This is a genomic window from Streptomyces sp. NBC_00859, assembly GCF_045161865.1.
Lineage (GTDB): Bacteria > Actinomycetota > Actinomycetes > Streptomycetales > Streptomycetaceae > Streptomyces.
Map to the genome: position 1 here is coordinate 3883621 of NZ_CP108826.1, position 26578 is coordinate 3910198.

The 26578-nt window shown below is 70.0% G+C and carries 30 protein-coding genes and 1 pseudogene; 15 read left to right on the top strand and 16 right to left on the bottom strand.

Going from position 1 to position 26578, the window contains the following annotated elements; translation table 11 throughout:
* Nucleotides 1-79: 79 nt before the first annotated feature.
* Nucleotides 80-586 (bottom strand): DUF6083 domain-containing protein, encoded by a 507-nt coding sequence (locus tag OG584_RS16580; RefSeq protein ID WP_405778644.1) that lies wholly within the window; start codon nt 584-586, stop codon nt 80-82.
* 130 nt (nt 587-716) lie between these two features.
* Here OG584_RS16580 and OG584_RS16585 point away from each other — a divergent pair, with 130 nt between their 5' ends.
* Both OG584_RS16585 and OG584_RS16590 read left to right on the top strand, forming a co-directional pair.
* Nucleotides 717-2018 carry a M18 family aminopeptidase gene (locus OG584_RS16585; RefSeq protein WP_405778646.1) on the top strand — a complete coding sequence of 434 codons (1302 nt, stop codon included), beginning with the start codon at nt 717-719 and terminating at the stop codon, nt 2016-2018.
* A 145-nt stretch (nt 2019-2163) separates the two neighbouring features.
* The gene (locus OG584_RS16590) at nt 2164-2385 is read left to right on the top strand and encodes a DUF6458 family protein (RefSeq protein WP_405778648.1); all 222 of its coding nucleotides are present in this window, start codon (nt 2164-2166) and stop codon (nt 2383-2385) included.
* A 25-nt stretch (nt 2386-2410) separates the two neighbouring features.
* Here the strand turns inward: OG584_RS16590 and OG584_RS16595 are convergent, their stop codons facing one another.
* On the bottom strand, nt 2411-4225 hold the full coding sequence (locus OG584_RS16595; RefSeq protein WP_405778650.1) for an NHL domain-containing thioredoxin family protein: 1815 nt from the start codon (nt 4223-4225) through the stop codon (nt 2411-2413).
* Between the two features lie 194 nt (nt 4226-4419).
* Between OG584_RS16595 and OG584_RS16600 the strand changes: the two genes are divergently transcribed.
* The 3 genes from OG584_RS16600 to OG584_RS16610 all read left to right on the top strand — a co-directional run bounded on the left by OG584_RS16600 (nt 4420) and on the right by OG584_RS16610 (nt 5600).
* Nucleotides 4420-4641 (top strand): hypothetical protein, encoded by a 222-nt coding sequence (locus OG584_RS16600; RefSeq protein ID WP_405778652.1) that lies wholly within the window; start codon nt 4420-4422, stop codon nt 4639-4641.
* Complete coding sequence (locus tag OG584_RS16605; RefSeq protein ID WP_405778654.1) at nt 4638-5033, top strand: DNA-binding protein; 396 nt, start codon at nt 4638-4640, stop codon at nt 5031-5033. The genes OG584_RS16600 and OG584_RS16605 overlap by 4 nt, the downstream gene beginning before the upstream one ends.
* Nucleotides 5034-5096: 63 nt before the next feature.
* Nucleotides 5097-5600, top strand: a complete 504-nt coding sequence (locus OG584_RS16610) for an LURP-one-related/scramblase family protein (protein WP_405778656.1) — start codon at nt 5097-5099, stop codon at nt 5598-5600.
* Nucleotides 5601-5808: 208 nt separating this feature from the next.
* On the opposite strand, the gene OG584_RS16615 is transcribed toward OG584_RS16610, so the two are convergent.
* From OG584_RS16615 to OG584_RS16635, 5 genes are all read right to left on the bottom strand, one after another.
* On the bottom strand, nt 5809-6759 hold the full coding sequence (locus OG584_RS16615; protein ID WP_405778658.1) for an ABC transporter permease subunit: 951 nt from the start codon (nt 6757-6759) through the stop codon (nt 5809-5811).
* 72 nt (nt 6760-6831) lie between these two features.
* A complete protein-coding gene (locus tag OG584_RS16620) occupies nt 6832-7773 on the bottom strand; it encodes an ABC transporter ATP-binding protein (RefSeq protein ID WP_405778660.1) in 942 nt (313 codons plus the stop codon).
* Nucleotides 7770-8168 carry a GntR family transcriptional regulator gene (locus OG584_RS16625; protein WP_405778662.1) on the bottom strand — a complete coding sequence of 133 codons (399 nt, stop codon included), beginning with the start codon at nt 8166-8168 and terminating at the stop codon, nt 7770-7772. Before OG584_RS16625 ends, OG584_RS16620 begins: the two co-directional genes overlap by 4 nt.
* 315 nt (nt 8169-8483) lie before the next feature.
* Nucleotides 8484-9131: a class I SAM-dependent DNA methyltransferase gene (locus OG584_RS16630; protein WP_405778664.1), complete on the bottom strand. Its 648-nt coding sequence runs from the start codon at nt 9129-9131 to the stop codon at nt 8484-8486.
* Between the two features lie 177 nt (nt 9132-9308).
* Nucleotides 9309-10100, bottom strand: a complete 792-nt coding sequence (locus OG584_RS16635) for a carbon-nitrogen family hydrolase (RefSeq protein WP_405778666.1) — start codon at nt 10098-10100, stop codon at nt 9309-9311.
* Between the two features lie 185 nt (nt 10101-10285).
* Here OG584_RS16635 and OG584_RS16640 point away from each other — a divergent pair, with 185 nt between their 5' ends.
* A complete protein-coding gene (locus OG584_RS16640) occupies nt 10286-11110 on the top strand; it encodes a maleylpyruvate isomerase family mycothiol-dependent enzyme (RefSeq protein ID WP_405778668.1) in 825 nt (274 codons plus the stop codon).
* A 31-nt stretch (nt 11111-11141) separates the two neighbouring features.
* Here OG584_RS16640 and OG584_RS16645 read toward each other — a convergent pair whose 3' ends face one another.
* Complete coding sequence (locus tag OG584_RS16645) at nt 11142-12437, bottom strand: nitrate/nitrite transporter (protein WP_405778670.1); 1296 nt, start codon at nt 12435-12437, stop codon at nt 11142-11144.
* Entirely contained in the window at nt 12434-13087 is a 654-nt protein-coding gene (locus tag OG584_RS16650; protein WP_405778676.1) for a GntR family transcriptional regulator, read from the bottom strand. Before OG584_RS16650 ends, OG584_RS16645 begins: the two co-directional genes overlap by 4 nt.
* Before the next feature lie 377 nt (nt 13088-13464).
* On the opposite strand from OG584_RS16650, the gene OG584_RS16655 reads away from it, so the two are divergent.
* The 3 genes and pseudogenes from OG584_RS16655 to OG584_RS16665 form a co-directional block, all read left to right on the top strand.
* The gene (locus tag OG584_RS16655; protein ID WP_405778678.1) at nt 13465-13983 is read left to right on the top strand and encodes a toxin-antitoxin system HicB family antitoxin; all 519 of its coding nucleotides are present in this window, start codon (nt 13465-13467) and stop codon (nt 13981-13983) included.
* 90 nt (nt 13984-14073) lie between these two features.
* A complete protein-coding gene (locus OG584_RS16660; RefSeq protein WP_405778680.1) occupies nt 14074-14919 on the top strand; it encodes a DUF4097 family beta strand repeat-containing protein in 846 nt (281 codons plus the stop codon).
* Between the two features lie 15 nt (nt 14920-14934).
* A pseudogene (locus OG584_RS16665) lies at nt 14935-15162 on the top strand (ABC transporter permease); the annotation flags it as partial.
* A gap of 202 nt (nt 15163-15364) precedes the next feature.
* Here OG584_RS16665 and OG584_RS16670 read toward each other — a convergent pair.
* Entirely contained in the window at nt 15365-15769 is a 405-nt protein-coding gene (locus OG584_RS16670; protein ID WP_405778682.1) for a pyridoxamine 5'-phosphate oxidase family protein, read from the bottom strand.
* A gap of 180 nt (nt 15770-15949) precedes the next feature.
* Between OG584_RS16670 and OG584_RS16675 the strand changes: the two genes are divergently transcribed.
* Together OG584_RS16675 and OG584_RS16680 are read left to right on the top strand one after the other, a co-directional pair.
* The gene (locus tag OG584_RS16675; protein WP_405778684.1) at nt 15950-16936 is read left to right on the top strand and encodes a BRO family protein; all 987 of its coding nucleotides are present in this window, start codon (nt 15950-15952) and stop codon (nt 16934-16936) included.
* 356 nt (nt 16937-17292) lie between these two features.
* Nucleotides 17293-18006 carry a hypothetical protein gene (locus OG584_RS16680; protein ID WP_405778686.1) on the top strand — a complete coding sequence of 238 codons (714 nt, stop codon included), beginning with the start codon at nt 17293-17295 and terminating at the stop codon, nt 18004-18006.
* A gap of 92 nt (nt 18007-18098) precedes the next feature.
* On the opposite strand, the gene OG584_RS16685 is transcribed toward OG584_RS16680, so the two are convergent.
* Nucleotides 18099-18287 (bottom strand): DUF397 domain-containing protein, encoded by a 189-nt coding sequence (locus tag OG584_RS16685; protein ID WP_405778688.1) that lies wholly within the window; start codon nt 18285-18287, stop codon nt 18099-18101.
* A gap of 3 nt (nt 18288-18290) precedes the next feature.
* Nucleotides 18291-19172, bottom strand: a complete 882-nt coding sequence (locus OG584_RS16690) for a helix-turn-helix domain-containing protein (RefSeq protein ID WP_405778690.1) — start codon at nt 19170-19172, stop codon at nt 18291-18293.
* A gap of 227 nt (nt 19173-19399) precedes the next feature.
* Between OG584_RS16690 and OG584_RS16695 the strand changes: the two genes are divergently transcribed.
* The 3 genes from OG584_RS16695 (at nt 19400) to OG584_RS16705 (ending at nt 21053) form a co-directional block, all read left to right on the top strand.
* On the top strand, nt 19400-19819 hold the full coding sequence (locus OG584_RS16695) for an ATP-binding protein (protein ID WP_405778692.1): 420 nt from the start codon (nt 19400-19402) through the stop codon (nt 19817-19819).
* A gap of 109 nt (nt 19820-19928) precedes the next feature.
* Entirely contained in the window at nt 19929-20345 is a 417-nt protein-coding gene (locus tag OG584_RS16700) for a hypothetical protein (RefSeq protein WP_405778694.1), read from the top strand.
* 162 nt (nt 20346-20507) lie between these two features.
* Complete coding sequence (locus OG584_RS16705) at nt 20508-21053, top strand: hypothetical protein (RefSeq protein ID WP_405778696.1); 546 nt, start codon at nt 20508-20510, stop codon at nt 21051-21053.
* Nucleotides 21054-21136: 83 nt separating this feature from the next.
* Here the strand turns inward: OG584_RS16705 and OG584_RS16710 are convergent, their stop codons facing one another.
* The 4 genes from OG584_RS16710 to pdhA form a co-directional block, all read right to left on the bottom strand.
* Entirely contained in the window at nt 21137-21721 is a 585-nt protein-coding gene (locus OG584_RS16710) for a hypothetical protein (RefSeq protein WP_405778698.1), read from the bottom strand.
* A gap of 215 nt (nt 21722-21936) precedes the next feature.
* Nucleotides 21937-23373 (bottom strand): dihydrolipoamide acetyltransferase family protein, encoded by a 1437-nt coding sequence (locus OG584_RS16715; protein WP_405778700.1) that lies wholly within the window; start codon nt 23371-23373, stop codon nt 21937-21939.
* A gap of 14 nt (nt 23374-23387) precedes the next feature.
* Entirely contained in the window at nt 23388-24368 is a 981-nt protein-coding gene (locus OG584_RS16720) for an alpha-ketoacid dehydrogenase subunit beta (protein ID WP_405778702.1), read from the bottom strand.
* A gap of 2 nt (nt 24369-24370) precedes the next feature.
* A complete protein-coding gene (gene pdhA / locus OG584_RS16725) occupies nt 24371-25531 on the bottom strand; it encodes a pyruvate dehydrogenase (acetyl-transferring) E1 component subunit alpha (protein ID WP_405778704.1) in 1161 nt (386 codons plus the stop codon).
* A gap of 328 nt (nt 25532-25859) precedes the next feature.
* Between pdhA and OG584_RS16730 the strand changes: the two genes are divergently transcribed.
* Nucleotides 25860-26531: a response regulator gene (locus OG584_RS16730; protein WP_405778706.1), complete on the top strand. Its 672-nt coding sequence runs from the start codon at nt 25860-25862 to the stop codon at nt 26529-26531.
* The last annotated feature ends 47 nt before the right edge of the window (nt 26532-26578 follow it).

The following is a 26578-nucleotide window of genomic DNA, read 5'->3' on the forward strand; positions in this document are numbered from 1 at the left end:
GGCCTGGTCCCCGGGGTCACGCCGCCGCCGCGTGTCGTGCGGGACCCGTCGGCGCGACTGCGGCAGCAGTACAACGGCGTCAGCGCAACAGCTGCCGGTTACGGACCCAGCGCCGCTCCAGGACAACGGAGCCCGTCGGCCGCTGCTTCGCCCCGCAGACGTCGAAGTGGCTGATCCGGCAGGTGTCGGCGGGCTGGGACGAGCGCAGATTCACCGCCGTGCCGTCACCCGCTATCCGGTAGCGCTTCCCCGGCGGCACGGAGCCGGCCGGGACACCGCCCGGCTCCATCAGCATCCACCGCCCGCGCTCCGTCCGGGACCAGACCGCTTCCGCGCCGCACTCCCCGCACCACGCCGGACGCACGTCGCCCCGGCGGACAGCGCCCGGCCGCACGGCGCTCCCGCACGAAGCTGCCTGCCGCGAAGGGCCGCCCTGCGGCGGAGCGGCCTTCGGTGCGGCGCCCTGCCGCGAAGGGGCCTGCGCCGAAGAGCCCTGACAGGAGCGGGCAGTTGCTGTGTTGAGCACGTGTGCCAGGATCTCGCCCAGCAGCACGGGCTCCCTGGTGTCGGCACCGTATTCGACCATGCACCGATAGTGGCACCCACCACTGACAGCGGCGGGAATCCGTCCCGCGCCGGCCGCCCACGCACCCGCCCCGAAGCCCCGTCCGGTTCCGGCGGGCGGGGCCGCGGCTGCGGTCGTTATGGTGGCTGCCATGAGCACATCCGCCCGCTTCGACCGCGGCCACACCGACGACCTGATGACCTTCCTCGCGGCCGGCCCGTCGCCCTACCACGCCGTGGCGACCGCCGCCGGACGGCTGGAGAAGGCAGGCTTCAGGCAGGTGTCGGAGACCGACGCCTGGGACGCGTCCGCGGGCGGCAAGTACGTACTGCGGGGCGGCGCCATCATCGCCTGGTACGTGCCGGAGAACGCGACGGCGCACACCCCGTTCCGGATCGCCGGCGCGCACACCGACTCCCCGAACCTGCGCGTCAAGCCCCTGCCGGACACCGGCAGCGAGGGCTGGCGCCAGGTCGCCGTCGAGGTCTACGGCGGCACCCTGCTCAACACCTGGCTCGACCGGGACCTGGGCCTCGCCGGCCGGCTCACGCTGCGCGACGGCACCCACCGGCTGGTCAGTGTGGACCGGCCGCTGCTGCGCGTACCGCAGCTCGCCATCCACCTGGACCGCTCGGTCCACTCCGACGGCCTCAAGCTCGACAAGCAGCGTCACATGCAGCCGGTATGGGGCCTCGGCGAGGTCCGCGAGGGCGACCTGATGGAGTTCGTCGCCGAGGAGGCCGGACTCACGGCCGACGACGTGACCGGCTGGGACCTCATGGTGAGCCCCGTCGAGCCACCCGCCTATCTGGGCCGCGACCGTGAACTCCTCGCCGGCCCCCGGATGGACAACCTGCTGTCCGTGCACGCCGCCACCGCCGCGCTGGCCGCCGTCGGCTCCGCATCCGGGGCCGGCGACCTGGCGCACATCCCCGTGCTGGCCGCCTTCGACCACGAGGAGAACGGCTCCCAGTCCGACACCGGCGCCGACGGACCGCTCCTCGGCACCGTCCTGGAGCGCTCCGTCGTCGCACGCGGCGGCACCTACGAGGACCGGGCCCGCGCGTTCGCCGGGTCGGTCTGCCTCTCGTCCGACACCGGGCACGCCGTGCACCCCAACTACAGCGAGCGCCACGACCCGACGCACCACCCGCGCGCCAACGGCGGCCCGATCCTCAAGGTCAACGTCAACATGCGGTACGCGACGGACGGCAGCGGGCGGGCGGTGTTCGCCGCCGCGTGCGAGAAGGCCGGGGTGCCCATGCAGCACTTCGTGTCGAACAACTCGATGCCGTGCGGCACGACCATCGGCCCGATCACCGCGGCCCGGCACGGCATCAGCACCGTCGACATCGGGGTCGCGATCCTCTCCATGCACAGCGCACGCGAACTCTGCGGAGCCGACGACCCGTACCTCCTCGCCAACTCCCTCGCCGCGTTCCTGGAGGGCTGACCCCGTCCAGCACGCCCCTCCTCGCACCGCCCCGAACTCCACTGCCCCGCCAAGGCGCTGATGCGGCGTTGATTGGCTGTTCCGGTCCCGGGTACGCGCCCTGTACAGACCGGAACAGCCACAACGACTTCGGAGGCGACCACAGATGGGCCTTGGCGGCTGCATCATTCTTCTCGTGGTGGGGGGCATCCTCACCTTCGCAACCGACTGGCACATGAGCGGCGTCAACCTGGACCTGGTCGGCGTCATCATGATGCTCGTGGGCGTGATCGGCATCGCGGTCTACACCAGCGTCCTGCGCCGGCGCCGTCCGCCCATGCCCTCCTCGACCACCGTCGTCGAGGACGACCACCACCACATGGGCTGACCGCCCAGGAGCGTTTCCCGCCCGGTCAGCCGTCCATCCCGGCCAGCACCAGGGCCAGCCGGGCCGTCCCGTCGTCCGTCACGCGGACGGGGACGCCCCAGTCCTGCTGGTGCACATGGCAGGCCGGGTATTCCTCGGCGGGATCGTCGTCGCAGGACGCCGCCATCGCCGACACATGGAGCACGCCTTCGGTGACCGCGGGGTTCAGCACCACGTCCCGGAACAGGTCCGTACCGGCCCCGTCCCCCTCCAGCAGCAGCTCGGGCGGGGTCGACGAGACGAGCAGCCGGGTGGACGGCCCGTAGCGGGTGTCCAGCTTCTGACCGCCGGGCGCCTGGAAGACGACGTCCACCCGGAGGCTGCCCGCTGCGACATCGGTCGCGGCCCGCTGGGTGCGGTGGGCGACGCTCTCCACCCGTACGGCCTCATCGGGCAGCCGCAGCCGGGTCAGCCGGTGCCGCGCCGACTCCACCACGACGATGTCGTCCCCGACGAGCACCGCGTCGCTCGGCTCCCGCAAGTCGGTTGCCAGCGTGGACACTTCACCGGTGGCGGGGTCGTAGCGGCGCAGCGCGTGGTTGTACGTGTCGGACACGGCCACCGAACCGTCGGGCAGTGCGGTCACGCCCAGCGGGTGCTGGAGCAGGGCCTGCCCGGCGTCTCCGTCCCGGTGCCCGAAGTCGAAGAGACCGGTGCCGACGGCGGTGTGCACCACCGCCTCACCCGCAGAATCCCCAGGGGCGTACTGGTCGATCCAGCGCAGCGCCGACGTCTCGGAGTCGGCGATCCACAGCCGGTCCCCCGCGGCCGAGAGCCCGGAGGGCTGCGCGAACCACGCTTCGCCGGCCGGTCCGTCGGCCAGCCCCTCGTTGGTGGTACCGGCCGCCACCTCGACGGTCCCGCTCTCCGGGTCGTAGGTCCACAGCTGGTGGACCCCCGCCATGGCGATCCACAGCCGCCCGCCGAACCACGCGACGTCCCAGGGCGACGACAGCGCCACGTCGAGAGCGGGCCCACTGGTCGGCGACCCCTGCCACCACTGCTTCCCGGTGCCGGCGACGCGCGCGATCTCACCGCTCTCCGGGTCGTACGTACGGATCGCGTGGTGGACCGTGTCGGCCACCGCGACCTTCCCGCCGGGCAGCAGCGCGAGCCCCTGCGGCTCGTTGAACACGCCCTCGCCACCGATCCGCCGTACGACGGTCTCCCCGTCCGGCTCCAGCTCGACCAGCTGGTGGCGGGTGGTGTCCGAGACGAGCAGATTGCCGTTCGGCAGCGCGATCACCTTGCCCGGGAAGCGCAGGTCGGTGGCCACCGGCTCGGGCGCGACGTACGGCCCGTCGCCCCGCCGCAGCGTGCCCTTGGCCGCGTGCTCGGCCTCCAGCTCGGTGACGAGTGTCTCAATGGCGTGCGCGTGCCCCTCACCGGCGTGCTGGGCGACGACGTACCCCTCGGGGTCGATCACCACGAGCGTCGGCCAGGCGCGGACGGCGTACTGCTTCCAGGTGGCCAGCTCGGGGTCGTCGAGCACGGGGTGGTGCACGCCGTACCGCTCGACGGCGTCGACGACGGCCTGGTGCTCGGCCTCGTGCACGAACTTCGGGGAGTGCACGCCGATGATCACGACGGTGTCGCTGTGCTTCTGCTCCAGCTCGCGCAGCTCGTCGAGCACGTGCAGGCAGTTAATGCAGCAGAAGGTCCAAAAATCCAGCACGACAACGCGCCCACGCAGGTCAGCGAGGGTGTACTGCTGACCGCCCGTGTTGAGCCAGCCGCCCTTGCCGACGAGCTCGGGGGCGCGTACGCGGGCGCGACGGGGTGCGGGATTCACATCGTTCATGGGGTCAAGGGTGCCACCTGCCCCCCAGTGACCTGCGGCACGTCACCTCGGCCGCACCCAGGGGTGCGCACCGGAGCCGGCACACCACCGCACCTCTGATAGAACTTTTGCCAGAGTGCGTGTGTGAGCGAACCGCGCAGGATCGAACCGGCCTACCCCCGGGCGAGGGGCCGAAAACGTCCGTATCCGTCTCTGTGCACGAGGGCACGATCTCCGCCGTTCGCGCCCGGGCCGGGAAACGCGGGGTCTCCCCCTATGCCGAAGCCGCCATACGGCGTCAGATCGAACGCGACAGCCTCGCCGAACTGATCGCGGCGAACGAGGAGATCCACGGCGCGCTGACGCCCGACGAGATCGCGGCAGCCGAGAGAGAGATGTTCGGCCCCTCGCGACCGGGGGCGGAGCACGCCGCGTGAGCGGTACCTGGGTGCTGGACAGCCAGGCTCTGTCGCTCTGCCTCAGGACGGACCGCACCATGACCGCCAGGCTCGCGGCGGCCCTGCGCCACGACATACGGGTGGTGATCAGCGCGGTCACTCTCGTCGAGGCGGACCCCCAAGGAGCACACCGGGGCCGTCTGGAGTGGGCGCTGTCGCGGCTCACGGTGGAGGCCGTAACCAGGGAGACAGCCGCGAAAGCCGTCGCCGTCCTCCGCGATACGGGAAACAGCGGCGGCCACACGTACGCTCTCGACGCGATCGTCGCCGCCACCGCGCGTGCCGCGTCGCGCCCCGTCACCGTCCTGACATCCGACGTGGACGACCTGGTGCCGCTGTGCGGCACGGGCATCACGGTGCTCAAGGTGTGACGGTTTCCCGCGAGTTCACCCGGCCCCCGATCCGGTACGGAGCCCGGCGGTAACGTCGTCCGCATGAAATTCCTTGTGCGCGACCGCATTTTCGACATCGGCGACGACTACTGGATCGAGAACGAGCACGGCCACAAGGCCTATCTCGTCGACGGCAAGGTGATGCGCGTCCGCGACACCCTTGAGCTCAAGGACCTCGACGGGCAGGTGCTCATCACGCTCAAGGAGAAGCTGATCTCCATCAGCGACACGATGACGCTGAAGCGGGACGGCGAGGAACTGGCCACCGTCAGGAAGAAGAAGCTCACTCTCCTGCACGACCACTACCGCGTGAAGATGGTCGACGGCACCGAGCTGGAGGTCAGCGGGAACATCCTGGACCGCGAGTTCGCGGTCGAGTACGAGAACGAGCTGCTGGCCGACATCTCGAAGAAGTGGTTCAGCGTGCGGGACGCCTACGCGGTCAACGTGGTCCGTGAGGACTCCGACCCGGCACTGATGATCGCCATCGCGGTCTCCGTGATCCACATGCACGAGAAGGAACACGAGAAGGAGCACGAGGGCTAGGGGCCCCGCCCCGTCTCGTCCGCCCCGTCTCCTCCGGCAGACGTCCGGATCACCGCCCCCGGACATGAGTGCCGAGCCGGGGCCTGCCCTCCATGGGCCCCGGCCGGCCCGGTGAGGTGAGCGTCATGGCTTGGTGAGCGGTGCCGCAGCGCCCCCGGGGTCGTGGCGGGCCGAGGACCGGGGACCGCTCCGCGGTCCCGGGGCCGGATCAGACCGTACGGCGCTTCAGCACCCAGAAGGCGATGCCGACCGCGAGCGCGGTCAGGGCGAGGAGGACGCCGCTCTCCGCGAGCTGGCGGGGCCAGAAGTCGGACGACGGGAGATAGGTGCGGGTGAAGCCGACCACGTCGTGCTGGGCGAGGCACCGCGCCTTGTCGTAGCACTCGGGGTCGGCGATCCGGGCGCCGGTGGATGTGATCGCCCGGCTGTGTACGGAGAGTTCGGGCACCTGGTAGGCGCGCTGGAAGGGCCACAGTCCGCTGCGGACGGCCAGGACCACGTACTGGACGATGCCCGCGACGGCCATGGCGGGCACGGTGCGGCGCAGCAGCAGGCCGCAGAGCGCGCCGATGGCAAGGGCGAGGAGTGGGGCGACCACCGCGGCCGGGCCGATGGAGAAGTACAGGTGGCGCGGGTCGTACCCGGCACGCAGCAGATCGCTGTGGGATGACCACAGCAGCCGGTAGAGCAGGATGAGCAGCCCGGTGCCCACGGTGACGACGAGGGCGGGGACGGCGAGTTTGGCGGCGAGCCAGCGGGCCGGGGAGACCGACTGGGACCAGGCGAGCCTGGTGGTGCCGCTCTCCAGCTCGCGGGCGATCAGCGGGCCGGCCGCGAAGAGCGCCACACAGAATGTGGCGATGCCGATCAGGGTGGCCGGGTCGTAGAAGAGGTCGTTGTAGGTGGTGGACCGCCAGAACTCCGCCCCCCGCCAGGCGTCCTGCTGCACTCCGGCGTAGCCGAACTTGTCGAAGAGCTTCTGTGTGGCGTCGGCGCCCGGACCGTACAGCCAGAGAAGCAGTCCTGCGGTGACGACGACGAAGGCGGTCCAGGACCACAGCGCCGCCCGGTGCAGGCGCAGTTCGGCCCGGAACAGGTCGGGACCCGAGGGGCTGGGCGAGGGGGCGGGGGCGGGTTTGTCCAGGGAGGCGGCAGTCATGAGAGGTCCTTGTGAGCGGCGGTACGGCTGTGGGTGGGGGAACGGGAAGCGGGAGCGGCGCGGGCGGAGCGGTCAGGCTGCCCTCGCGGTGGCTCCGCGCATCTCCGGCGTGAGGAACGCCGGTGACGACGGGGCGCGGAGGTGAGCCAGCAGCAGCTCTTCCAGGGTGGGTTCCTGCGTCTGCCAGCCATCGGCCAGCGGGCCACGGGGCCGGATCAGCGCCGTGCGGCCGCGTCCGGTGGGGCGGGACTCGATGACCGTGTGCGGGGACAGGTCGCTGCCCCGGCCGGTGACCACGGTGTGCGCGGCGAGCAGCTCTTCGACGGACCCGCCCAGTCGCACACGGCCGTCGCCGAGAAGCAGCAAATGGTCGCAGGAATAGGCGAGTTCGGCGACGATGTGCGAGGAGAGCAGGACGGTGGTGCCGTTTTCGGCGGCGTCGGCCAGCAGCAGGCCCATCAGCTGCTGACGTGCGAGGGGGTCGAGCTCTGCCATCGGTTCGTCGAGCAGCAGGAGCTCGGGCCGTTTGCCCAGGGTGAGGGCCAGTGCCACTCGGGTGCGCTGGCCGCCCGAGAGCCGGCGGATCTTGGACTTGGGGTCGAGGCTGCCCTGTTCGACGATCCGGGCCGCACAGGCGGCGTCCCAGTGGCCCGCGTTGAGGCGGGCACCGAGGGCGAGGGTGTCGGCGATGGAGAGATGTCCGTAGAGCGGCTGGTCCTGGTCCAGGTAGCCGACCCGGTCACGGTGGGTGCCGGGCGCGGCGCCCAGCACGTCGACGGTGGTGCCGGTGCCGCCACCTGTACCGGCGCCGCTGTCCGGCCGGATCAGCCCGGCGATGATCCGCAGGAGCGTGGACTTGCCCGCGCCGTTGGGGCCGACCAGCGCGCAGACACTGCCCGCCGGGACCCGGAAGGAGCAGTCCTGCAGGGCGAGGGCCGCGCGGCGGCCGCGACCGTAGCGCAGGCTGAGTCCGGACGCCTCTATCGCCGCCGGTGCGCTGCTGGTGGTGCTCACTGGTCCCCCTTCGGGAAGTGCTCGTCCAGTACCGAAGTCAGAAGCGCGGCGGCGCTCTCCCTGCCGATACCGGCGGCACGGGCCCGCAGGGCCCAGCCGTCCAGCTCCGCTCGCAGGGGGGAGTCGGCACCGGTGCCGTCGAGTGTTCTGAGAACGAAGGTGCCCACACCCCGCCGCCCCTCGACCAGGCCCGAACGCTCCAGCTCGCGGTACGCCTTGAGCACGGTGTTCGGGTTGATGGCCGTGAGTTCGACGACCTCTCGGGCGGTCGGGAGCCTGTCCCCCGGTTCGAGAAGGCCCAGACGCAGCGCCTGCTGGGTCTGCTGAACGATCTGGAGGTAGGTGGGGACGCCGCTGTGCCGGTCGATGCGGTACTCGACGTGGTGGTCGGCCACTGGCGCACCCTCTTTCACTAATTGACTAGTGAAACTTTGCACGGCGGCCCGAGACGCGTCAAGTCCGTGGTGGGTGAGCGTGACGTGCGGCACCACGTGATGGGCGCACCCGGAACGCGGGACGGTGTGATGCGCGCACCCGGAACGCGGGACGCGCGGCTCAGCTGCGACGCGCGATACGGCCGGTGCGCCGGGCAGGGCCGACCCGCCCTTGCCCACCCTCGTGGGCTCAGGGCCGACCCGCCCCCACCCACCCCCGTGGGCTCAGGTCCGACCCTGCCGGGCGGGCCCCCGTGGGCTCGTGGTGGGCCCGGCTCAGCGTCCCCTGGTCGCCTGGAGGTACGCCTGCGGCTGCTTCTCCTGTGGGTCCGGCGCACGGACCAGCTGGGCCCGTACGTCGAAACCGGCGTCGGCCAGCCACCCGGCGACCCGGCCCGGCGGCAGCCAGTGGACATCGAGCGAGAGGTCGTGGCCGTAGGCGTGGTCGAGGTGGCGGAGCTCGTCCCCGGCCTTGAAGGCGAGCAGCAGCCGGCCTCCCGGCGCCAGCACCCGGTGGAACCCGGCGAACACCGAGGGCAGCAGCTCCGGCGGGAGGTGGATGATCGAGTACCAGGCGACCAGACCGCCGAGCGATCCGTCCGCCAGGTCGAGAGCGGTCATCGACCCCACGTCGAACCTCAGACCTGGGTACGCCCGACGGGCCACAGCAACCATCTCCGGGGAGAGGTCCACCCCGAACGCCCGCACACCCAGCGCGTCCAGATGCCCCGTCACCCGGCCGGGACCGCAGCCGATGTCGGCCACCGGACCGCCACCGTCCGCCCGGACGAGGTCGGCGAACGCCGCGAGCATCGCGCGGTCGTAGGGGCTGGACGCGAGCTGGTCGCCGAGGAGTTCGGCGTAGTCGGCCGCGACGGTGTCGTAGGAGGCGCGGATGGTGCGCAGGCAATCGGGTTCAGGCATGGCGGTACTCCGTGGTGGATGGCCGGTGACGGATGACCGGTGACGGTGGCCGGTGACGGTGGCCGGTGACCAACGACCGGTGGCCAGGTCGCAGGTGGCACGTGGCTGGTCGCACGTGGCTGGTCGCACGTGGCGGAGGCCCGTGCCCGGTGATCACCCGCCCCCGGGCGCCCGTCGTCAGCGCGGCGGGGCCAGCCCCAGCCGCCGGTCCTTGAGCGCGGGGAACTGCTCACGGGTCGTGGCGACGAAGGCCGGGTCGAGCTCGACCGTCAGGACCTCCTCGCCCGGACCCGCCTCCGCGAGCACCTCACCCCACGGGTCGACGACGATGCTGTGGCCCGCCTGCTCCACACCCGCGTGCGTACCGGCGGACCCGCAGGCCAGGACGTACGCCTGGTTCTCCACCGCGCGCGCCTGCGCGAGCAGCGTCCAGTGGGAGCGGCGGCGCTCGGGCCAGCCCGCCGGGACGACGAGGAGCCGGGCGCCCATGTCGGTCAGGCCTCGGAAGAGCTCGGGGAAGCGGAGGTCGTAGCAGGTGGCGAGGCCGAGCGTGGTGTCCGGCAGATCCACCGTCACCAGCTCGTCTCCCGCGCTCATCAGGACCGCCTCGCCCTTGTCGAACCCGAAGCGGTGGATCTTGCGGTAGACGGCGGACAGTTCGCCGTCGGGGGTGAAGACGAGCGACGTGTTGTAGAGCGGTCCTCCGGGGTCCCGCTCCACGATCGATCCCGCGTGCAGCCAGACCCCGGCATCGCGGGCGGCCTTCGCCATCGCCCGGTGGGTGGGGCCGTCCAGCGGTTCGGCCTCGGACTCGAAGGACCGGTAGGCGAAGGCGCCGACGGGCCACAGCTCCGGCAGGACGACGAGATCCGCACCCGCCTGTTCGCGCACGAGTTCCGCCACACGCAAGCGGCGCGAACCGGGCGATTCCGCCGGATTCACTGCGATCTGAAGGAGAGAGGCGCGCACACTACCACCGTCCTGGCATTCGGGCCGTCAACGCGGGCCTACGATCGTCACACGAAAGCACTGCCGGGGTGCCACTGGGCAGCGTACTGTGCCTTTCGGGGGGATGCCCCCAGACCCCCAGCAGCGCCTCGAACACCAGCAGGTCTACGCCCGCCGTACCGCAGAACACCGCTCCGAGGGGTCCCGTGACAGTCCATCCAAGCCTTCAGACCTATGCCGACGCCTGGACCCACTCCGCAGACGCCATATCCGAGCTGGTGAAGCCGCTCGTGGAGGGCGAGTGGAACCGCGGGACGCCCTGCCCCAACTGGTCGGTGCGCGACATCATCTCGCACATCATCGGCATGGAGAACGAACAGCTCGGGGACCCGCGGCCGATCCACACGCTGCCGCGCGACCTCTTCCATGTGAGAACCGAACACCAGCGGTACATGGAGATGCAGGTCGATGTGCGACGCCACCACACGTCGCCGGAGATGACCGCGGACCTGGAGTACACGATCATCCGCCGCTCGCGGCAGCTGCGGAACGAGACCCGGGAACCCGGCACCATGGTGCGCGCGCCGCTCGGCGCGGAGCAGACCCTGGAACTGGCGCTGCGGATGCGCGCGTTCGACGTGTGGGTGCACGAGCAGGATCTGCGCACCACCCTCGGCAAGCCGGGCAATCTGGACTCGCCCGGCGCCTATGTGGCCCGCGACGTCCTGGTGAGCGGGCTGCCGAAGGTCGTCGCCAAGGAGGCCGGCGCGCCGCCGAACACCGCGGTCGTCTTCGACATCACCGGCACCGTCGAGTTCATGCGGACGGTACGGGTGAACGCCGACGGACGGGGCACGGTCGACGGCGCGCCGTCACTGGGCCCCGCCGTGACGATCGCGATGGACTGGGAGACGTACTTCCGGCTGGCCTGCGGGCGGGTCAGGCTGGCGTCGGTCTCGGACCAGATCAAGGCCGAGGGCGACCAGGAGCTGGCGGCGGCGATCCTCCAGTCGTTCGCCGTCACGCCGTAGGCGGGCCGGGGTCCTCCGGGGACCGGCACGCCTACACGGGGACGTGCACGGCTTCCACCCGGCTGGTCACGAGCCGCTCGTCCTCCCGCCGTGCGGTCCGGCGGCGCAGGCGGAGGATCTGGGTGATGCCCAGCGCCTGCAGGACGAAGACGGAGCAGAAGGCGATCCGGTAGTTGTCACCGGTCGAGTCCAGCAGGACACCGACCGCGAGCAGGGTCGTCATCGAGGCGACGAACCCGCCCATGTTGACGATGCCCGACGCGGTGCCCTGGCGTTCCGGAGGGTTGGCGGGACGCGCGAAGTCGAAGCCGATCATCGACGCGGGACCGCAGGCACCGAGAACCGTGCAGAGGATCAGCAGCAGCCACATCGGCGCGTGGTCCCCCGGGTAGCCGAGCGTGCACGCCCAGAGCAGCGCGGTCGCACCCACCGTGGACAGGGCGATCGGGGCGCGGGCGCCCTGGTGCCGGGCGATGATCTGCCCGTACACGAGGCCGACGACCATGTTGGAGAGCACGATCAGGGTGAGCAGTTCGCCCGCCGTGGCGCGCGACAGACCCTGCGCCTCGACGAGGAAGGGCATCCCCCACAGCAGCAGGAAGAACATCGCGGGGAACTGCGTGGTGAAGTGCACCCACAGCCCGAGCCGGGTGCCGGGCTCGCGCCACGCGGCGGCGATCTGCCGCCGCACGGACGTGGCTCCGGGGTGCGCGGCGGGCGGCGGCTCGAATCCCTCGGGGTGGTCCTTGAGGAAGAGCAGCATCACGACCAGCACCAGCACCCCGGCGAGCGAGCTGCCCGCGAAGGTGGCGGTCCAGCCGAGGCCGTGCAGCGTGCGGGAGATGACGACGGTGGACACGAGGTTGCCCGCCATGCCGACAAGACCCGCGAGCTGGGCGATCATCGGCCCGCGCCGGGCCGGGAACCAGCGGGTGCCGAGCCGCAGCACGCTGATGAAGGTCATGGCGTCACCGCAGCCGAGCAGCGCCCGGGAGGCGAGGGCCGTGCCGTACGTGGGGGAGAAGGCGAAGCCGAGCTGTCCCAGGGTGAACAGCACCACGCCGAGGGTCAGCACCTTCTTCGTGCCGAACCGGTCCACCAGCAGGCCGACGGGTATCTGCATCCCGGCGTAGACGAGCAGCTGGAGTATGGAGAACGTGGAGAGGGCGGATGCGTTGACGTGGAAGCGGTCGGCGGCGTCCAGGCCCGCCACGCCCAGGCTGGTACGGAAGACGATCGCCACGAAGTAGACGGCGACGCCGATCGACCACACCGTGACCGCCCGCCGTCCTCCCGGCGGATCGCCGGGCAGCGCGACGCTGCTCATCGGACCTCCCCCCGGGCCAGGTCACGGACCCGCGAGACGTGCCGGCGGACGACGGTGACGGCTCCCTCGGCGTCACCGGCGCGCAGCGCTTCCAGGATCTCGCCGTGTTCGGCGAGGGTGGTGGCGGTCCGGTCGGGGTGCGCGTGGAGGACGGCGACGCCCATCCGGAGCTGGCGGTCGCGCAGCTGGTCGTAGAGGCGCGAGAGGATCTCGTTCCCGGCGCTGCGCACGATCTCCGCGTGGAAACAGCGGTCGCTGACGGCGGCCCCGGCGAGATCACCGGACTCCACCTGCGCGGTCTGCTCGTCGAGCAGCTCGGCCAGCCGCTCGACGAGCCGCGGCGGCGCGGGCACGGCCTTCCGAGCGGCGAACTCCTCGACCAGCAGCCGCGTCTCCACGACATCGTGGATCTCCTGCGCGGAGACGGCCAGGACGAGGGCGCCCTTCTTCGGATACAGCTTGATGAGCCCCTCGACCTCCAGCTTGAGCAGCGCCTCCCGTACGGGTGTCCGGGAGACCCCCACGGCATCGGCGAGCTCGCCCTCGGTGAGGAGGGTCCCGCCCTCGTAACGGCGGTCGAGTACGGCCTGCTTGACGTGGGCGTAGACGCGGTCGGCGGCGGGGGGCTGTTTCAGCGGGGCGACGGGCATGCGCACAGCATAGATACAACAGGGATGCGTTCGGTGGAGCGTCCGGATGCCGGGACGGACAGGGGGTCACCCGACCCCCTGCCCCTACGGTCGGCACCGGCCGCAGGGGCAGGGGGTGGCGCCAGGTGGCACGAAATGGCACACGGATAGCGCCAGACGGCATCACGCGACGCCAAGTGGCGCCATCCGAGAGCCCCGAGTCCCGGTCGACACCACTCAGCACCACCCGGAACGGCTTGACGCCGCAGACCTCATCTCTCCTCAACACGCCATTGACCTGCAATAAAGTGACCAACCACTCCCCCCGGACCGCACCCCGCACCACGCATCACCCTTTAACGCTTGCCATGGCGCCATAGTGGTGCCACTATTGCGCCATGGACCTCACACCGTACGTCGAAACACTCCGCAGGGAACTGGCGGTGGCCGCCGAAGCCGGGGGCGACGAAGCCCGCGAGCTCGCCGAGCGGCTGACCGCGCCGCTGGAGTCGGCCACCCGTCTGACCCTGCTCAATGTGCTGTCCGCCGCCACGGACGAGATCACCCGTGAACTCGCCCCCGGCTCGGTCGATGTACGGCTGCGCGGTCTCGACCCCGACTTCGTGGTGGTGCTGCCGCAGCACCAGGACAGGACCGAACCGCACGACACACCGGCGCCAGCCCAGGCTCCGGCCACCGCGGACACGGACGAGGGCGGCACATCCCGCGTCAACCTGCGCCTGCCCGCCCAGCTCAAGGCACGCGCCGAGGAGGCGGCCGGCAGCGAGGGCCTCTCGGTCAACGCATGGCTCGTACGCGTTGTGGCGGGCGCCGTCGACACGGGTGGCGCCACCGCCCCCCGTACCGCGGGGAAGACCAGGGCCGTCGGCCAGAGCTTCACGGGCTGGGTTCGTTAGCCGGCCCGTCGCGACAGCTTCATCCACACCACGTCCCCACCGGCGGGGGCGCCATCGAATTTCACGAGGACCCAAGAGGACGGGACAGCCATGCCTTCTTTCGACACTCCCCAGCCGATCTCGGTCAACGCCCGTGTGGACGCGGGATCCATCCAGTTCGCCGCGGCCGACCGCCCCGACACCGTCGTGGACGTGGCCCCCCGCGACCCGAAGAAGGACCAGGACGTACGGGCCGCCGAGCAGACCGAAGTCACCTACTCGGGCGGCAAGCTCCACATCAAAACGCCCAAGCAGCGCTACCCGTTCGGGCGGACCGGCACCGTCGACGTGACGGTCGAACTGCCCACGGACTCACGTGTCGAGATGACCGGGTCCTGGGCGCAGGTTCTCGGCGAAGGCCGGCTCGGCGAGGTACGCGTGAAGACCTCGTCCGGTGACGTCCGCCTCGACACGACCGGGCCGCTCCAGCTGACGGCGTCCCACGGGTCCATCACCGTGGACCGCGTCGAGGGCTCCGCGGAAATCACCACCAGTTCCGGCAGCATGCGCGTCGGCACGGTCACGGGCGTCGCCGCCCTGAAGAACTCGCACGGCACCACCAGCATCAGCGATGCCGCCGACGACCTGCGGGTCAGTGGCGCCAACGGCGACATCATCATCGAGCGCGCCCAGGCATCCGTCGCGGCCACCACCGCCAACGGAACCATCCGTGTCGCTGAAGTCCGCCGAGGGGTCGTCCAGTTGGAGACCTCCTACGGATCCATCGACGTGGGCGTACGGGAGGGCAGCGCCGCCTGGCTCGACGTCAACTCGGGTTCCGGGAGCGTACACAACTCGCTGGCCGCGTCCGAGGGGCCGGAGAAGTCCGAGGACACTGTCGAGGTCCGCGCCCGTACGCGCTTCGGGAACATCGACATCCGCCGCGCCCGCGCCTGACGTCTACGCCCGGCTCCCCTCCTCTCCAGCGCCCTCACCCCACTCCACTCCATGCCCGGCTGGGTCCAGCCCTTCGCCCAGTACCAACCCTTCACTCCCGCCATCGAAACCCTCCGAGGCCTCCGCCTCGGCACCGGAATCGGAATCGGCAACAACGCGTGGATCGCCGCCACCTGGTGCATCGCCCTCACCGCGCTCGGCTACCTCTGGGCCACATCAAGGTTCAACCAGGGGCCCGAGTAACCCCATTGCAGCGCCGACCTGCTTCCGTACTCCCGCCCCGCCCCTCCTCCGTGGCGGGGCGGGTATCGCGGCTGAAGGGCCTTCGCCAGGCGGCGGCAGGTCGGCGTGGTCCTCGCCCCTCGCGCCCGAAGCTGAGACCAGCCGAGACCCGCCGGGACCAGCCGGGACCAGCCGGGACCAGCCGAGAATCGCAACTCCGGCCTCACTGCGCGGCACCGCACAACAACCAGCGACTGACCGGGATTTCAAGCAGCACGCGCTCGCTGTCCGGGCGGTCCGGAACCGTGACGTCCCATGCGTACTTCGCCGCGAAGGCGGCCGTCACCTCTGCGGGAAACCCGTCATGGCGAAGCCGCACCTCGCCCTCCGCGACGACGGGGGCCCGCCCGTCCTCCAGCGCCAGGGATACACGAGGGTTCACGCGGAAATTACGCACCTTGACCGAATTGCCGTCGACACCGATCCACCAGCTTCCCTGGGCGAAGACGAACCACACCGGAGTCACATGGGGCGACCCGTCCGGACGTACACCGCACAGCCACACATTCCGCTCGGTGGCCAGACGGCCCAGGACGGCGGGATCGCTCGGATACCGGAGAGTACTCATCCGCCCATCCCACCCCGCACGGCCACCACCCCGCTTCGGCCCTCGGACGTAGACACACCGGACGTTCGGTTTACGCCACCGCAGCGTTTTCGGGCACATTCACTCGCAATCGTGAATATTCCATCCCCAGCTGGCATATTCCAATTGAGCCGTCCTACGTTCCGCGTGGAGGTGGTTCGCATGAGCGATCACAGCATTGATCACAGCAACCGATCGGAACCGGCTGCCCGGCGCGAGGCGATCGACATTAGCGACTTCGTTTACGGGGCGACAGGCGCCCGGATCAGACGGCTGACGATGCCGGACGGAAGTCACTGGTTTCCAGTGGTGGACGTGCTGGGAGAGCTCGGGTACACCAACCCCAGAAAGACCCTCAAGGATCACGTTCCCGAAGCGTTCCGAACCCAGCTCGGAAGCGTAACTACACGTTACGCTTCACCCATTCCTGCTGGTCACGGCTTCAAGAAGTCGATGAACATAGTGAACTTGAACGGTCTCATCATGTTGATCGCCGCAGCAACGAAGCCGGCGACGCGGCCCTTCAAGGTCTGGATGACTGAGGTGGTCGTCACTGTGCAACGGGAGGGTTCGTACTCCCTCCCCAGTGCAGCGGGCCCGCCGTCAGAACCACCCGCCCCCCTCGCCTACGCCATGCCGGAGCAGATGGTGAACGCGATCGTCCGCCTTGAGGAGCGCAACATACGGCTGGATGAGGAGTTCGCGGCTGTGCAGCGTGAACGCCTCGCGATGGAACGGGAACACCTGACCTTGCAGCGCGAAACGCTCTCCGTTCAGCGGGAGATGCTCACGGCACAGCAGTCCACCGCTCAGTCCGCCGGGCGGATCGCGGACCGCCTGGGCGAACGGCACCCGGCGGGGCAGACTCAGGACTCCCGCCCCGAACGCCCCACCGCGGAAGCCGTCCTGGCGAGCTGGAGGACGCGCATGTCGGTGACGGAGGACGTCTGGGCCGTGGCCGTCACCATCGCACCGGTCCTCGTCGACGACGGCGAGTTGCGGGTACCCCTGGACTCCATCGCCGCCCGGACGGGCCTTTCGGTACACCGCGTCAACGAATGCCTGCGGTTCATGCGCAAGCACGCCTGCATCCGCGCTGCCGGCGCGTCGCCGGACGGGATGCCGGTGTACGTGCTGAACCGCCCGTAGGGCTGCGTACGAGACCGGCCCACCGGGGCGGTGTCCCACGGGTGAAAGGGTGCTTTCGCAGGCAGCCCGCACCGGGTGAAAGTCGTACGGCCCCTTCGCTCGCCCGCCTCCCTGGGCAAGGGCACCCGGCGGTGCCCCATGGGCCGTTCCGGACGCCCCAGGATCTGCCCCCGAGGCCCTTCCGCCGGGCACATCCTCACCGGTAATGCTGTGGTGTCGGCAATGGAGGGAACATCGTGCACGCGCGGGAACAACGGAATCACGCGGCCAGCGGCCGGGGACAAGTACGCGGAACCACGGAGCCGGGCCCTCCGGACGGATTGCTGGCCCTGCAGCGCAAGGCGGGGAACGCTGCCGTGACCCGCGCCATCGAGGAGCAGCGTCACACCCACGGCACCGGCTGTGGTCACGCCCCCACGGCGCAGCGCTCGGTGGACCCGAAGGCGGCCGTCGCCCTCTCCGACGGCGGCGTGGCGGTGCAGAGGATGCCCGCCCCGCCAGTACCGCACAAGCCCGCGAACCTGACCGCAGCCAAGACCGGCGCCGGGGGCTCACAGGACCCCGAGCCGTCGCAGGCGGCTGCCCCCACGCACCAGTACACGCTCGCGGGGGACGCGGGGACGATGGAGTTCTACCGCGCTGACGGGCGCGCCCCGGAGGACCTCAAGAAGTCGGGCGGCATGAGGTCGTGGCGGCCTGCATCCGTCAAGAGCGAACTGACCTCGTTCTTCAACGACCCGGTCGGCTACGCCCAGGCACACATCAGAAGCCCCAATCAGCACCTGGTGTCCATGGCGACGAACGAGGGCTGCGGCGGCTTCGCCAGCGCGGACAGGCACATTTACAAGGTGGCGGTCTCGGGCCTGTACCGCTTCGAAGGGCCTCCCGCGAGGAGCAAGCTCCTGGCCAAGCCGACCCTCTACGCGAACAGCACGACCCTGGAATCGGCGACGGTGGTCGTCATGGGCCCTGTCGGCCCGACCCAGGAGATGGACTTCTTCGGGGACATCCCGATGTCCCACATCGTCGGCTGCCGCAGGCCCGGCGAGAGCGGCTACAGCGCACCGTGACATCCCTGCCCTGACATTCCAGCCGTGACATCCGCCGAGCCCGCACCGACTGCGACCCGGCCCTGCGCGCGTCCAGCGTCGGGCCGGGCGGTCTACGGTTCCCGCGTCACGCCGGACCGGAATGCGGCCCAGGCGGCGGGGGTGAGGCGGATGACGGGGCCCACTGTGTTCTTCGAGTCGCGCACGGCCACGGTGCCGGGGACGTTGAGGGCGACCTCGACGCACTCCTGTCCGGCGTTGCCCCCGCTGAAGCTGGACTTGACGAACTCGAACGGGTTCACGCGTTACAGCTCCTTGAGAGCACTCTCTATCAGCCTGGTCGAATTGCGCTGAGACAGCCCCAACCGAGCAATGCGATCGAACAGTTGGCCGTGGCGCGCGGCATCAGTATCGCCCTCCAGCCACAGGGTGGTCGACGTGGTATCCATGTGCACCACATCCAGCGAACCCGGCTCGGCGAAGGAGACAATCGTAAAAGCGCTGGTCATCCCTGGGTGGGCGCCCGCGAGGAACGGAACCACCTGCAACTTCACGTGCGGACGGCGCGCCATTTCCAGCAAATGACCAAGCTGCGCACGCATCACTTCCCGGCCGCCGACCAGCTGTCGCAGACAGCCCTCGCCCACGACCGCCCACAGCTCCAGCGGATGTTCTCCCACCAGCCGCGCCTTGCGCGCCATGCGGGACTCGACGAACGGATCGATCTCGTCAAGGTCGGACCACGAGCCATTGCCGACCGCGAGGGCGCGTGCGTAATCAGCAGTCTGTAGCAGCCCCGGGACCACGGCCACCTGCCAAGTACGTACAAGGGTGGCGATATCCTCCAGCGCCACGTACTCGCCCATCGCCTGGAGCCGCGGGTACTGATTCCACCAGCCGTGCGCCTTGCGTCTCTCCCGGTCCGTCCTGGCGAGGGCCAGCAGTCGGCTGACGGCCCCCGGATCATCATTTCCGTACAGATGACACAACGCCCTGACATCTGGATCGCGTACCGGGACGAGCCCGCGCTCTATCTTCGCGACCTTGGCGACCGACGCTGTCAGGGCATCGGCCGCATGCGATTGGCGCAGTTCACTCGCCTCACGCATACGTAGAAGCTCACCCCCGAGGCGTCGCCCCAGGACAGTGGAGACCGTTCTGCCTCGGTCAGGACTCGTACCGGCCATGTGAGGCCCCTTCCCCGCAATTCGACTCAGTCTGATGTCACATCCAGACACAGCACAACAAGGGCAGAGAACTTTCTGCGCGAAGAACTTGCTGCCCAGTGATTCACACCGCTACGGTCAGTACTCAACCGCTTGCACAGCGGCGCCAGTTGGCGGAAGTGCACCGCTCCTGCCTGCCGGTTCGGAGCGGCGATGCCACCGCCGCACTCACACGAGGAGGCACCGTCATGACCGTCCGGCACGACAAGGTCAGCTACCCGCCGTACCCACGCAGCGTCCCCCTGGCCCGCAGACACGTCGCGTCGCTCGTCGCCGACTGGGGGCACCCCGAACTGGCGGGTGACGCCGCCCTCGTGGCGGGTGAGCTGTGCGGAAACGCCGTGCTGCACGGCTGCCTGCGGGACCGGCTGTTCCGGGTCGACGTCACGCTCGGCGGGGCGGCCCTGCGGATCACAGTGACCGATCCGCGCGGGGAACGGCTGCCCGTGCCGCGCGTCGCCGACCCGGGTGATCAGTTCGGGCGTGGGCTGCTCATCATCGATACGGTCGCGGCCCGCTGGGACGTACAGACACTCCCCGTCGGAAAGGCGGTCTGGGCCGAACTCGACCTGGTAGCAGCAGACTTACGTCGCTCGGACCGTACGTAGCACCCCGCAGAGTGCGGAATCATCACCAGGCTTCGCCAACAACCACCTGTTGCAACGGACATGTAAGTGATCGCATCCTCGAAAGGGATGGGACGACGGGAGGGGCGGAATGGAGCAGTCGGTCTTCGAATCCATCGAGTATTCGGCTGAGTGCCCGGACTGCGGTGCGGACTTGGAGTGCGTGGGTGTCCAGGCCCTGGTGCGGGGCTCCTTGCGCTGGGACACCGATTCGATGTGCCCGGCCTGCGGGTTCGCGGTGGCAGCGTGCGGTGGCGCCCTGCCTTGCGAACTGCGGGAACGGCTGCTCGCCGAGCACGGACGGGCTCGCCTTCAGGTGTTTCCACCGGCGGGCACCGCTGCGGCCATGCGTGTCCTGCGGGCAGAGCTCGGCGTTGGACTCACCGAAGTCAAGGCCGTGCTGGGCGAGGTCATGGCAGGCGCCCACTCGGGCACGATGCCTGAGATGGAGTCACTGGCCCGCAAGCTGCGGGCAGCCGGCATCGATGCGGCTGCCACTCGGTCGTAGGTGCACCGACCTGGCGGGGTACCGCATCAGGTGTGAACTCCGAGCCTGCCCTGTCCGGAATCCGGCGGTGCCACACGGTGCGCCTCTATGTTCGACAGGACCGGCGGCAGGGAACACCGACAACACCGCGCCGGCCGGGCCCTTCGTGGATGGAGCAGAACAATGGAACAGTCGGCGCCTCCCTCCGGCTCACAGCGGCAGGGCAACATGGTCGGCCTCTTCTGGATCGAGGCGCAGGACGTGTATCTGGGCATGCCGCCCGTCGCCGCGGCGCCCGGTGTCCTCCTGACACCGGCAGGCCTGCGCGTGGTCGGGCCCGACCCGCAGTTCTGGGAGTGGCCGGCTGTACATGACCTGCGGGTGAGCGAGGTACCCGTCCGGTCGACCCTCACACGGTGGGCCACCCGCGCCGTGACCATGGCTGCGGCCGCCCTGGACGCGTGGTTCCCGGGCAGTCCGACCGAGATGACCGTGACGGTCACCACGACGCAGGGGGACGAGTTCCGGACGACGGTCCTCTCCGGTGCCGACACCGCGTACGCGCAACAGGAGGCCGATCTCTCCCACAGGCTGCTCGCGCGATTCGCCCGCGGTGAGGGGTCGCCCACAGCCCTGACGGACTGGTGGAACGGCGCCCGGCCCACTGCGGTTCTCCGTTCCCGCCAGCGGGAAGCCCTTCTCCAGCGCTGGGTGGCCGCCGCAGACTGAGGAACGCCCGGCCCCGCCCATTCGTCCCGTCCCCGTCAACGGACGGGAGGGGCCCGGCACGTGGACCACCGCAGCGCGAGGATCTACTCGTAGGCGGCCATCAGTTCACGGTCCACCGTGATGTTGCCGCGGTCCAGCGCGGGTATCCCCAGGTGGTCGCAGAGCAACTGGGTCAGCTGCTCCTCGTAGTTGTCGTAGTTGGCGCAGTTGTCGTAGTTACCGTTCTCGTTCCCGTAGGCCAAGGCGGCCCCTGTGATGACGGGGGCCAGCCTGTTGGGCCAGTACTCGCCGACCGTCGCAGGGCCCTCGTAGTCGATGCAGGACGAGATCCGGCCGTCCTTGTAGTGGAACGCCTTGGGGCCGTGCGCCTTGCCCACGCACGGGTTGGGTACGAACACCATGAGTTCGGCGCCCCGGGGGCACAGCGAACGGTGGTCGGTCTCGTCGAAGTCGTCGCGGGACGGGTTGTACATGGGGTGCACGATCACTCCCCAGTCACCGGGCGCCGGGTCGTTGCCGTGGGCGAAGGGCGGCCGGTGCCGCACCGTCAGACCTTCGGACATGGCACTCAGGCCGACGCCCTTGAAGTACACGAGCACGGTCTCCTCGTCCCCGCCCCCGCCTTCTCCCAGCCAGGACATGACGCCACTCTTGATCCAATGTGTCATGCCGAGGAACATAATCGGCGCCACTGACAATCCCACGCCCCTCGTCGCGAGCCAGCCGAACGCGGCCCCACAGCACGACTCCGGCCCACAGCGCGAATCCGGCCGCGCAGCGTGACCGCGGACTCCTCGGGGCACACACCACCACGGCGCGCGGCGGCCCCCGGACGCACAGCGCGTCCGGGGGCCGTCTCAGCTGCTCGGGTCACCGCGCCCGGCTACGCCCAGGTGATCAGGCGCTTCGGCCGCTCCAGGATCGCCGCGACGTCCGCGAGCACCTTCGATCCCAGTTCACCGTCGACCAGCCGGTGGTCGAACGAGAGCGCCAGCGTGGTGACCTGACGGGGCTTCACCTTGCCCTTGTGGACCCACGGCTGGAGCTTGATCGCGCCGACCGCCAGAATCGCGGACTCGCCCGGGTTGAGGATCGGCGTACCGGTGTCGACGCCGAAGACACCGACGTTGGTGATGGTCACCGTGCCGCCCTGCATCGCCGCCGGGGACGTCTTGCCCTCGCGGGCCGTGGCGACCAGTTCGCCCAGTGCACCGGCCAGTTCGGGCAGCGTCTTGGCGTGCGCGTCCTTGATGTTCGGGACGAGCAGGCCGCGCGGTGTCGCCGCCGCGATGCCCAGGTTGACGTAGTGCTTCTGCACGATCTCCTGGTTGGCCTCGTCCCAGGCGGAGTTGACCTCCGGATTGCGCTTGATCGCGACCAGCAGAGCCTTGGCGATCAGGAGCAGCGGGTTGGCCCGCAGACCCTCGAAGGCCTTGTCGGTCTTCAGCTCGGCGACGAGCTTCATCGTGCGCGTGACGTCCACCGTGACGAACTCGGTGACGTGCGGCGCGGTGAAGGCGCTGCCGATCATCGCCTGGGCGGTGGCCTTCCGTACGCCCTTGACGGGGATACGGGTCTCCCGCGCGTCCGTCGCGGTGCCGGGCGCGGCCTCGGCCGCCGCCGGTTCCACGGCCGCAGCCGCCGCTGTGGACTGCTGCGCGGCCGGGGCCGCGGCCGCGTGGACGTCCTCGCGGGTGATGATCCCCTCCGGGCCCGACGGCGTGACCGTGGTCAGGTCGATGCCGAGGTCCCTGGCGAGCTTGCGGACCGGCGGCTTGGCCAGCGGGCGGGCAGTGGTGTGGCCGTTCACCGGCCCGGTGACCCGTTCCTGCGGTGCGGGCGCGACCGGTGCGGACGCCGGCGGCGCGTAGTACGTGCCCTCCGGTGCGGCCTCCGGCTCCGGCGCCGCGGTCTTGCGCGCACGGCGCTTCGTCGAGGCCTCGGCGACCCCGTATCCGACGAGCACGGGCTGGCGGGCGGCGGGCTTCGACTCCTGCGCGGACTCCTGCTCGGCGGGCTGATCGATCTGCTGCGGCGCGGCGGCCGGCTCCGGCTCGGAACCCGGGGCCCCGCCGATCGTGATGATCACCTGGCCGACGTCGACCGTGGTGCCCTCCGGGAAGCGCAGCTCCCGGACCACCCCGTCGAACGGGATGGGCAGCTCGACCGCGGCCTTGGCCGTCTCGACCTCGCACACGACCTGGCCGTCGGTGACGGTGTCGCCGGGTGCGACGTACCACTTGAGGATCTCCGCCTCGGTGAGCCCCTCGCCCACGTCGGGCATCTTGAACTCTCGGACCGGGATCGCGATATCAGTCATGGTCACGGCGCTCCTCAGTACGCAAGCGAGCGGTCGACGGCGTCGAGCACCCGGTCCAGGCCCGGCAGGTACTCGTCCTCCAGGCGGGCCGGCGGGTACGGGACGTGGTAGCCGCCCACCCGCAGCACCGGTGCCTCCAGGTGGTAGAAGCTCCGCTCGGTGATCCGGGCGGCGATCTCCGCGCCGGTACCGAGGAAGACCGGCGCCTCGTGCACCACGACCAGCCGGCGCGTCTTCTCCACCGATGTCTGCACGGTGTCGAAGTCGATCGGGGACATCGACCGCAGGTCCACGACTTCGAGGGACTTGCCCTCCTCGGCCGCCGCTGCCGCCGCCTCCAGGCAGACCTTCACCATCGGGCCGTACGCGGCGAGCGTCAGGTCGGTGCCCTCGCGGGCCACCTTCGCCTTGTGCAGCGGGTGCGGGATCGCGTCGGTGTCGACCTCTCCCTTGTCCCAGTACCGGCGTTTCGGCTCGAAGAAGATGACGGGGTCGTCGCTCTGGATGGCCTGCTGCATCATCCAGTACGCGTCCGAGGCGTTGGACGGCGAGACGACCTTCAGACCCGCCACGTGCGCGAAGAGCGCCTCGGGCGACTCGCTGTGGTGCTCGACCGCGCCGATGCCGCCGCCGTAGGGGATACGGACGACGACGGGCAGCTTGATCTTGCCGAGCGCACGCGCGTACATCTTGGCCAGCTGCGTGACGATCTGGTCGTACGCGGGGAAGACGAAGCCGTCGAACTGGATCTCCACGACCGGCCGGTAGCCGCGCAGCGCCAGGCCGATCGCGGTGCCGACGATGCCCGACTCGGCGAGCGGGGTGTCGATGACCCGGTCCTCACCGAAATCCTTGTGCAGACCGTCGGTGATGCGGAAGACGCCGCCGAGCTTGCCGACGTCCTCACCCATGATCAGGACCTTGGGGTCGGTGTCGAGCGCCTTGCGCAGTGAGTCGTTGAGCGCCTTCGCGATGCTCATGCTTTTCGCGGCCATGATCAGTTGCCCTCCTCGTCGGAGTCCGCGAAGGACGCCTGGTAGGCGGCGAACTGCGCGCGCTCCTCGTCGACGAGCGCGTGGCCGTCGGCGTGGGTGTTCTCGAACATCGCCATCGAGTCCGGGTCGGGCATCGCCCGCACGGCCTCACGTACCCGCTTGCCGAGCGTCTCGCTCTCGCTCTCCAGGCCGGTGAAGAACGCCTCGTCGGCGAACTCCTGCTTCTCCAGGTAGGTCTTCAGCCGCTGGATCGGGTCCTTCGCCTCCCACGCCTGCCGCTCGTCGTCGGTGCGGTACTTCGTGGGGTCGTCGGACGTCGTGTGGGCGCCCATGCGGTAGGTGTACGCCTCGACCAGGGTGGGTCCCTCGCCGCGGCGGGCCCGCTCCAGGGCCGACTTGGTGACGGCCAGGCAGGCCAGTACGTCGTTGCCGTCCACCCGGACGCCGGGGAAGCCGAAGCCCTGCGCGCGCTGGTAGAGCGGCACCCGCATCTGCTTCTCGGTGGGCTCGGAGATCGCCCACTGGTTGTTCTGGCAGAAGAAGACCACCGGGGCGTTGTAGACCGCCGAGAAGGTGAACGCCTCCGCCACGTCGCCCTGGCTGGACGCGCCGTCGCCGAAGTACGCGACGACCGCGGAGTCCGCGCCGTCCTTGGCGACGCCCATCGCGTAGCCGGTCGCGTGCAGGGTCTGCGAGCCGATGACGATGGTGTACAGGTGGAAGTTGTTGCTGTTGGGGTCCCAGCCGCCGTGGTTCACGCCGCGGAACATGCCCAGCAGATTGGTCGGGTCGACGCCGCGGCACCACGCCACGCCGTGCTCCCGGTAGGTCGGGAAGACGTAGTCGTCGTCCCGCAGGGCCCGGCCCGATCCGATCTGGGCTGCCTCCTGGCCGAGCAGCGAGGCCCACAGGCCCAGCTCGCCCTGACGCTGGAGTGCGGTGGCCTCGGCGTCGAAGCGGCGCGTCAGGACCATGTCCCGGTACAGCCCGCGCAGCTCTTCTGGCGTGAGATCCACTTCGTACTCGGGGTGCTCGATGCGCTCGCCCTCGGGCGTCAGCAGCTGTACGAGCTGGGGCTCGGACGCCTGCGGCGTCTTTGCGGCGCCGGCTCGCTTGCCGCTGCGTCGCGGCTTGCGCGTCGCAGCAGTGCTCTCCACGGTCACGTGCGTGCTCCTCCGTCGGTCCGGCCCCCGGGATTGCCGGTAAGGCCAGTGCGGCTCGCCCGAATCCGGATCCCCCGCACGGGGTGGGTGCGATGCGAACCGGGAACAGGCGTGACAGGTGCCCCGGCGAGCACCCTGTCAAAGGCACGTTACCCAGTGCGTCGCAGAACTGCGAAACCCCATTTGACCTGCGATTTTGCTTGGATTTCCAAGTAAATCGAAAAATGGGCGAACAATCACTGGTCACAGCCTTGCAGGCCGCCGGAACAGGGGCACGTTATACCGGGCACCCCGGGCACGGGAAGAGTTCGTATGGGAAACTGATTCCGTGCGCGAAGACGGAAAAATCAGTGTTTTTCTCCTTGACGACCACGAAGTGGTGCGCCGCGGAGTACATGAGCTTCTTGCGATGGAGGACGACATCGAGATCGTCGGCGAGGCCGGGACCGCCGCCGACGCCCTCGCCAGAATCCCGGCCACCCGGCCCGACGTGGCAGTCCTGGACGTGCGGCTGCCGGACGGCAGCGGGGTGGAGGTCTGCCGGGAGATCCGGTCGGCGGACGAGAACATCAAATGCCTGATGCTCACCTCTTTCTCCGACGACGAGGCGCTTTTCGACGCGATCATGGCGGGTGCCTCCGGCTACGTCCTGAAGGCGATCCGGGGGAATGAGCTCCTGTCGGCCGTCCGGGATGTCGCGGCCGGCAAATCGCTGCTCGACCCGGTGGCCACCGCCCGGGTCCTGGAGCGGCTGCGTGACGGTGGCAGCAGCAAAGGCGACGCCCGGCTGGAGAGCCTCACCGATCAGGAACGCAAGATTCTCGATCTGATCGGCGAGGGACTGACCAACCGGGTCATCGGCGAGCGGCTGCATCTCGCCGAGAAGACGATCAAGAACTACGTCTCCAGCCTCCTCGCCAAACTGGGCATGGAACGGCGTTCGCAGGCCGCCGCGTACGTGGCCCGGATCCAGGCAGGACAGGAAGCGGGCGAGCGCTGACCCGGACGGGGCATCATGGCGCCCCGGAGGGTTTGAAATGTCATCGA

What these genes read in the sequence shown, in the direction of transcription:
- OG584_RS16580 (WP_405778644.1), bottom strand. Translation starts at nt 586, where the DNA reads ATGGTCGAATACGGTGCCGACACCAGGGAGCCCGTGCTGCTGGGCGAG.
- OG584_RS16585 (WP_405778646.1), top strand. Translation starts at nt 717, where the DNA reads ATGAGCACATCCGCCCGCTTCGACCGCGGCCACACCGACGACCTGATG.
- OG584_RS16590 (WP_405778648.1), top strand. Translation starts at nt 2,164, where the DNA reads ATGGGCCTTGGCGGCTGCATCATTCTTCTCGTGGTGGGGGGCATCCTC.
- OG584_RS16595 (WP_405778650.1), bottom strand. Translation starts at nt 4,225, where the DNA reads ATGAACGATGTGAATCCCGCACCCCGTCGCGCCCGCGTACGCGCCCCC.
- OG584_RS16610 (WP_405778656.1), top strand. Translation starts at nt 5,097, where the DNA reads ATGAAATTCCTTGTGCGCGACCGCATTTTCGACATCGGCGACGACTAC.
- OG584_RS16615 (WP_405778658.1), bottom strand. Translation starts at nt 6,759, where the DNA reads ATGACTGCCGCCTCCCTGGACAAACCCGCCCCCGCCCCCTCGCCCAGC.
- OG584_RS16630 (WP_405778664.1), bottom strand. Translation starts at nt 9,131, where the DNA reads ATGCCTGAACCCGATTGCCTGCGCACCATCCGCGCCTCCTACGACACC.
- OG584_RS16645 (WP_405778670.1), bottom strand. Translation starts at nt 12,437, where the DNA reads ATGAGCAGCGTCGCGCTGCCCGGCGATCCGCCGGGAGGACGGCGGGCG.
- OG584_RS16650 (WP_405778676.1), bottom strand. Translation starts at nt 13,087, where the DNA reads ATGCCCGTCGCCCCGCTGAAACAGCCCCCCGCCGCCGACCGCGTCTAC.
- OG584_RS16655 (WP_405778678.1), top strand. Translation starts at nt 13,465, where the DNA reads ATGGACCTCACACCGTACGTCGAAACACTCCGCAGGGAACTGGCGGTG.
- OG584_RS16660 (WP_405778680.1), top strand. Translation starts at nt 14,074, where the DNA reads ATGCCTTCTTTCGACACTCCCCAGCCGATCTCGGTCAACGCCCGTGTG.
- OG584_RS16670 (WP_405778682.1), bottom strand. Translation starts at nt 15,769, where the DNA reads ATGAGTACTCTCCGGTATCCGAGCGATCCCGCCGTCCTGGGCCGTCTG.
- OG584_RS16675 (WP_405778684.1), top strand. Translation starts at nt 15,950, where the DNA reads ATGAGCGATCACAGCATTGATCACAGCAACCGATCGGAACCGGCTGCC.
- OG584_RS16690 (WP_405778690.1), bottom strand. Translation starts at nt 19,172, where the DNA reads ATGGCCGGTACGAGTCCTGACCGAGGCAGAACGGTCTCCACTGTCCTG.
- OG584_RS16695 (WP_405778692.1), top strand. Translation starts at nt 19,400, where the DNA reads ATGACCGTCCGGCACGACAAGGTCAGCTACCCGCCGTACCCACGCAGC.
- OG584_RS16700 (WP_405778694.1), top strand. Translation starts at nt 19,929, where the DNA reads ATGGAGCAGTCGGTCTTCGAATCCATCGAGTATTCGGCTGAGTGCCCG.
- OG584_RS16705 (WP_405778696.1), top strand. Translation starts at nt 20,508, where the DNA reads ATGGAACAGTCGGCGCCTCCCTCCGGCTCACAGCGGCAGGGCAACATG.
- OG584_RS16710 (WP_405778698.1), bottom strand. Translation starts at nt 21,721, where the DNA reads ATGACACATTGGATCAAGAGTGGCGTCATGTCCTGGCTGGGAGAAGGC.
- OG584_RS16715 (WP_405778700.1), bottom strand. Translation starts at nt 23,373, where the DNA reads ATGACTGATATCGCGATCCCGGTCCGAGAGTTCAAGATGCCCGACGTG.
- OG584_RS16720 (WP_405778702.1), bottom strand. Translation starts at nt 24,368, where the DNA reads ATGGCCGCGAAAAGCATGAGCATCGCGAAGGCGCTCAACGACTCACTG.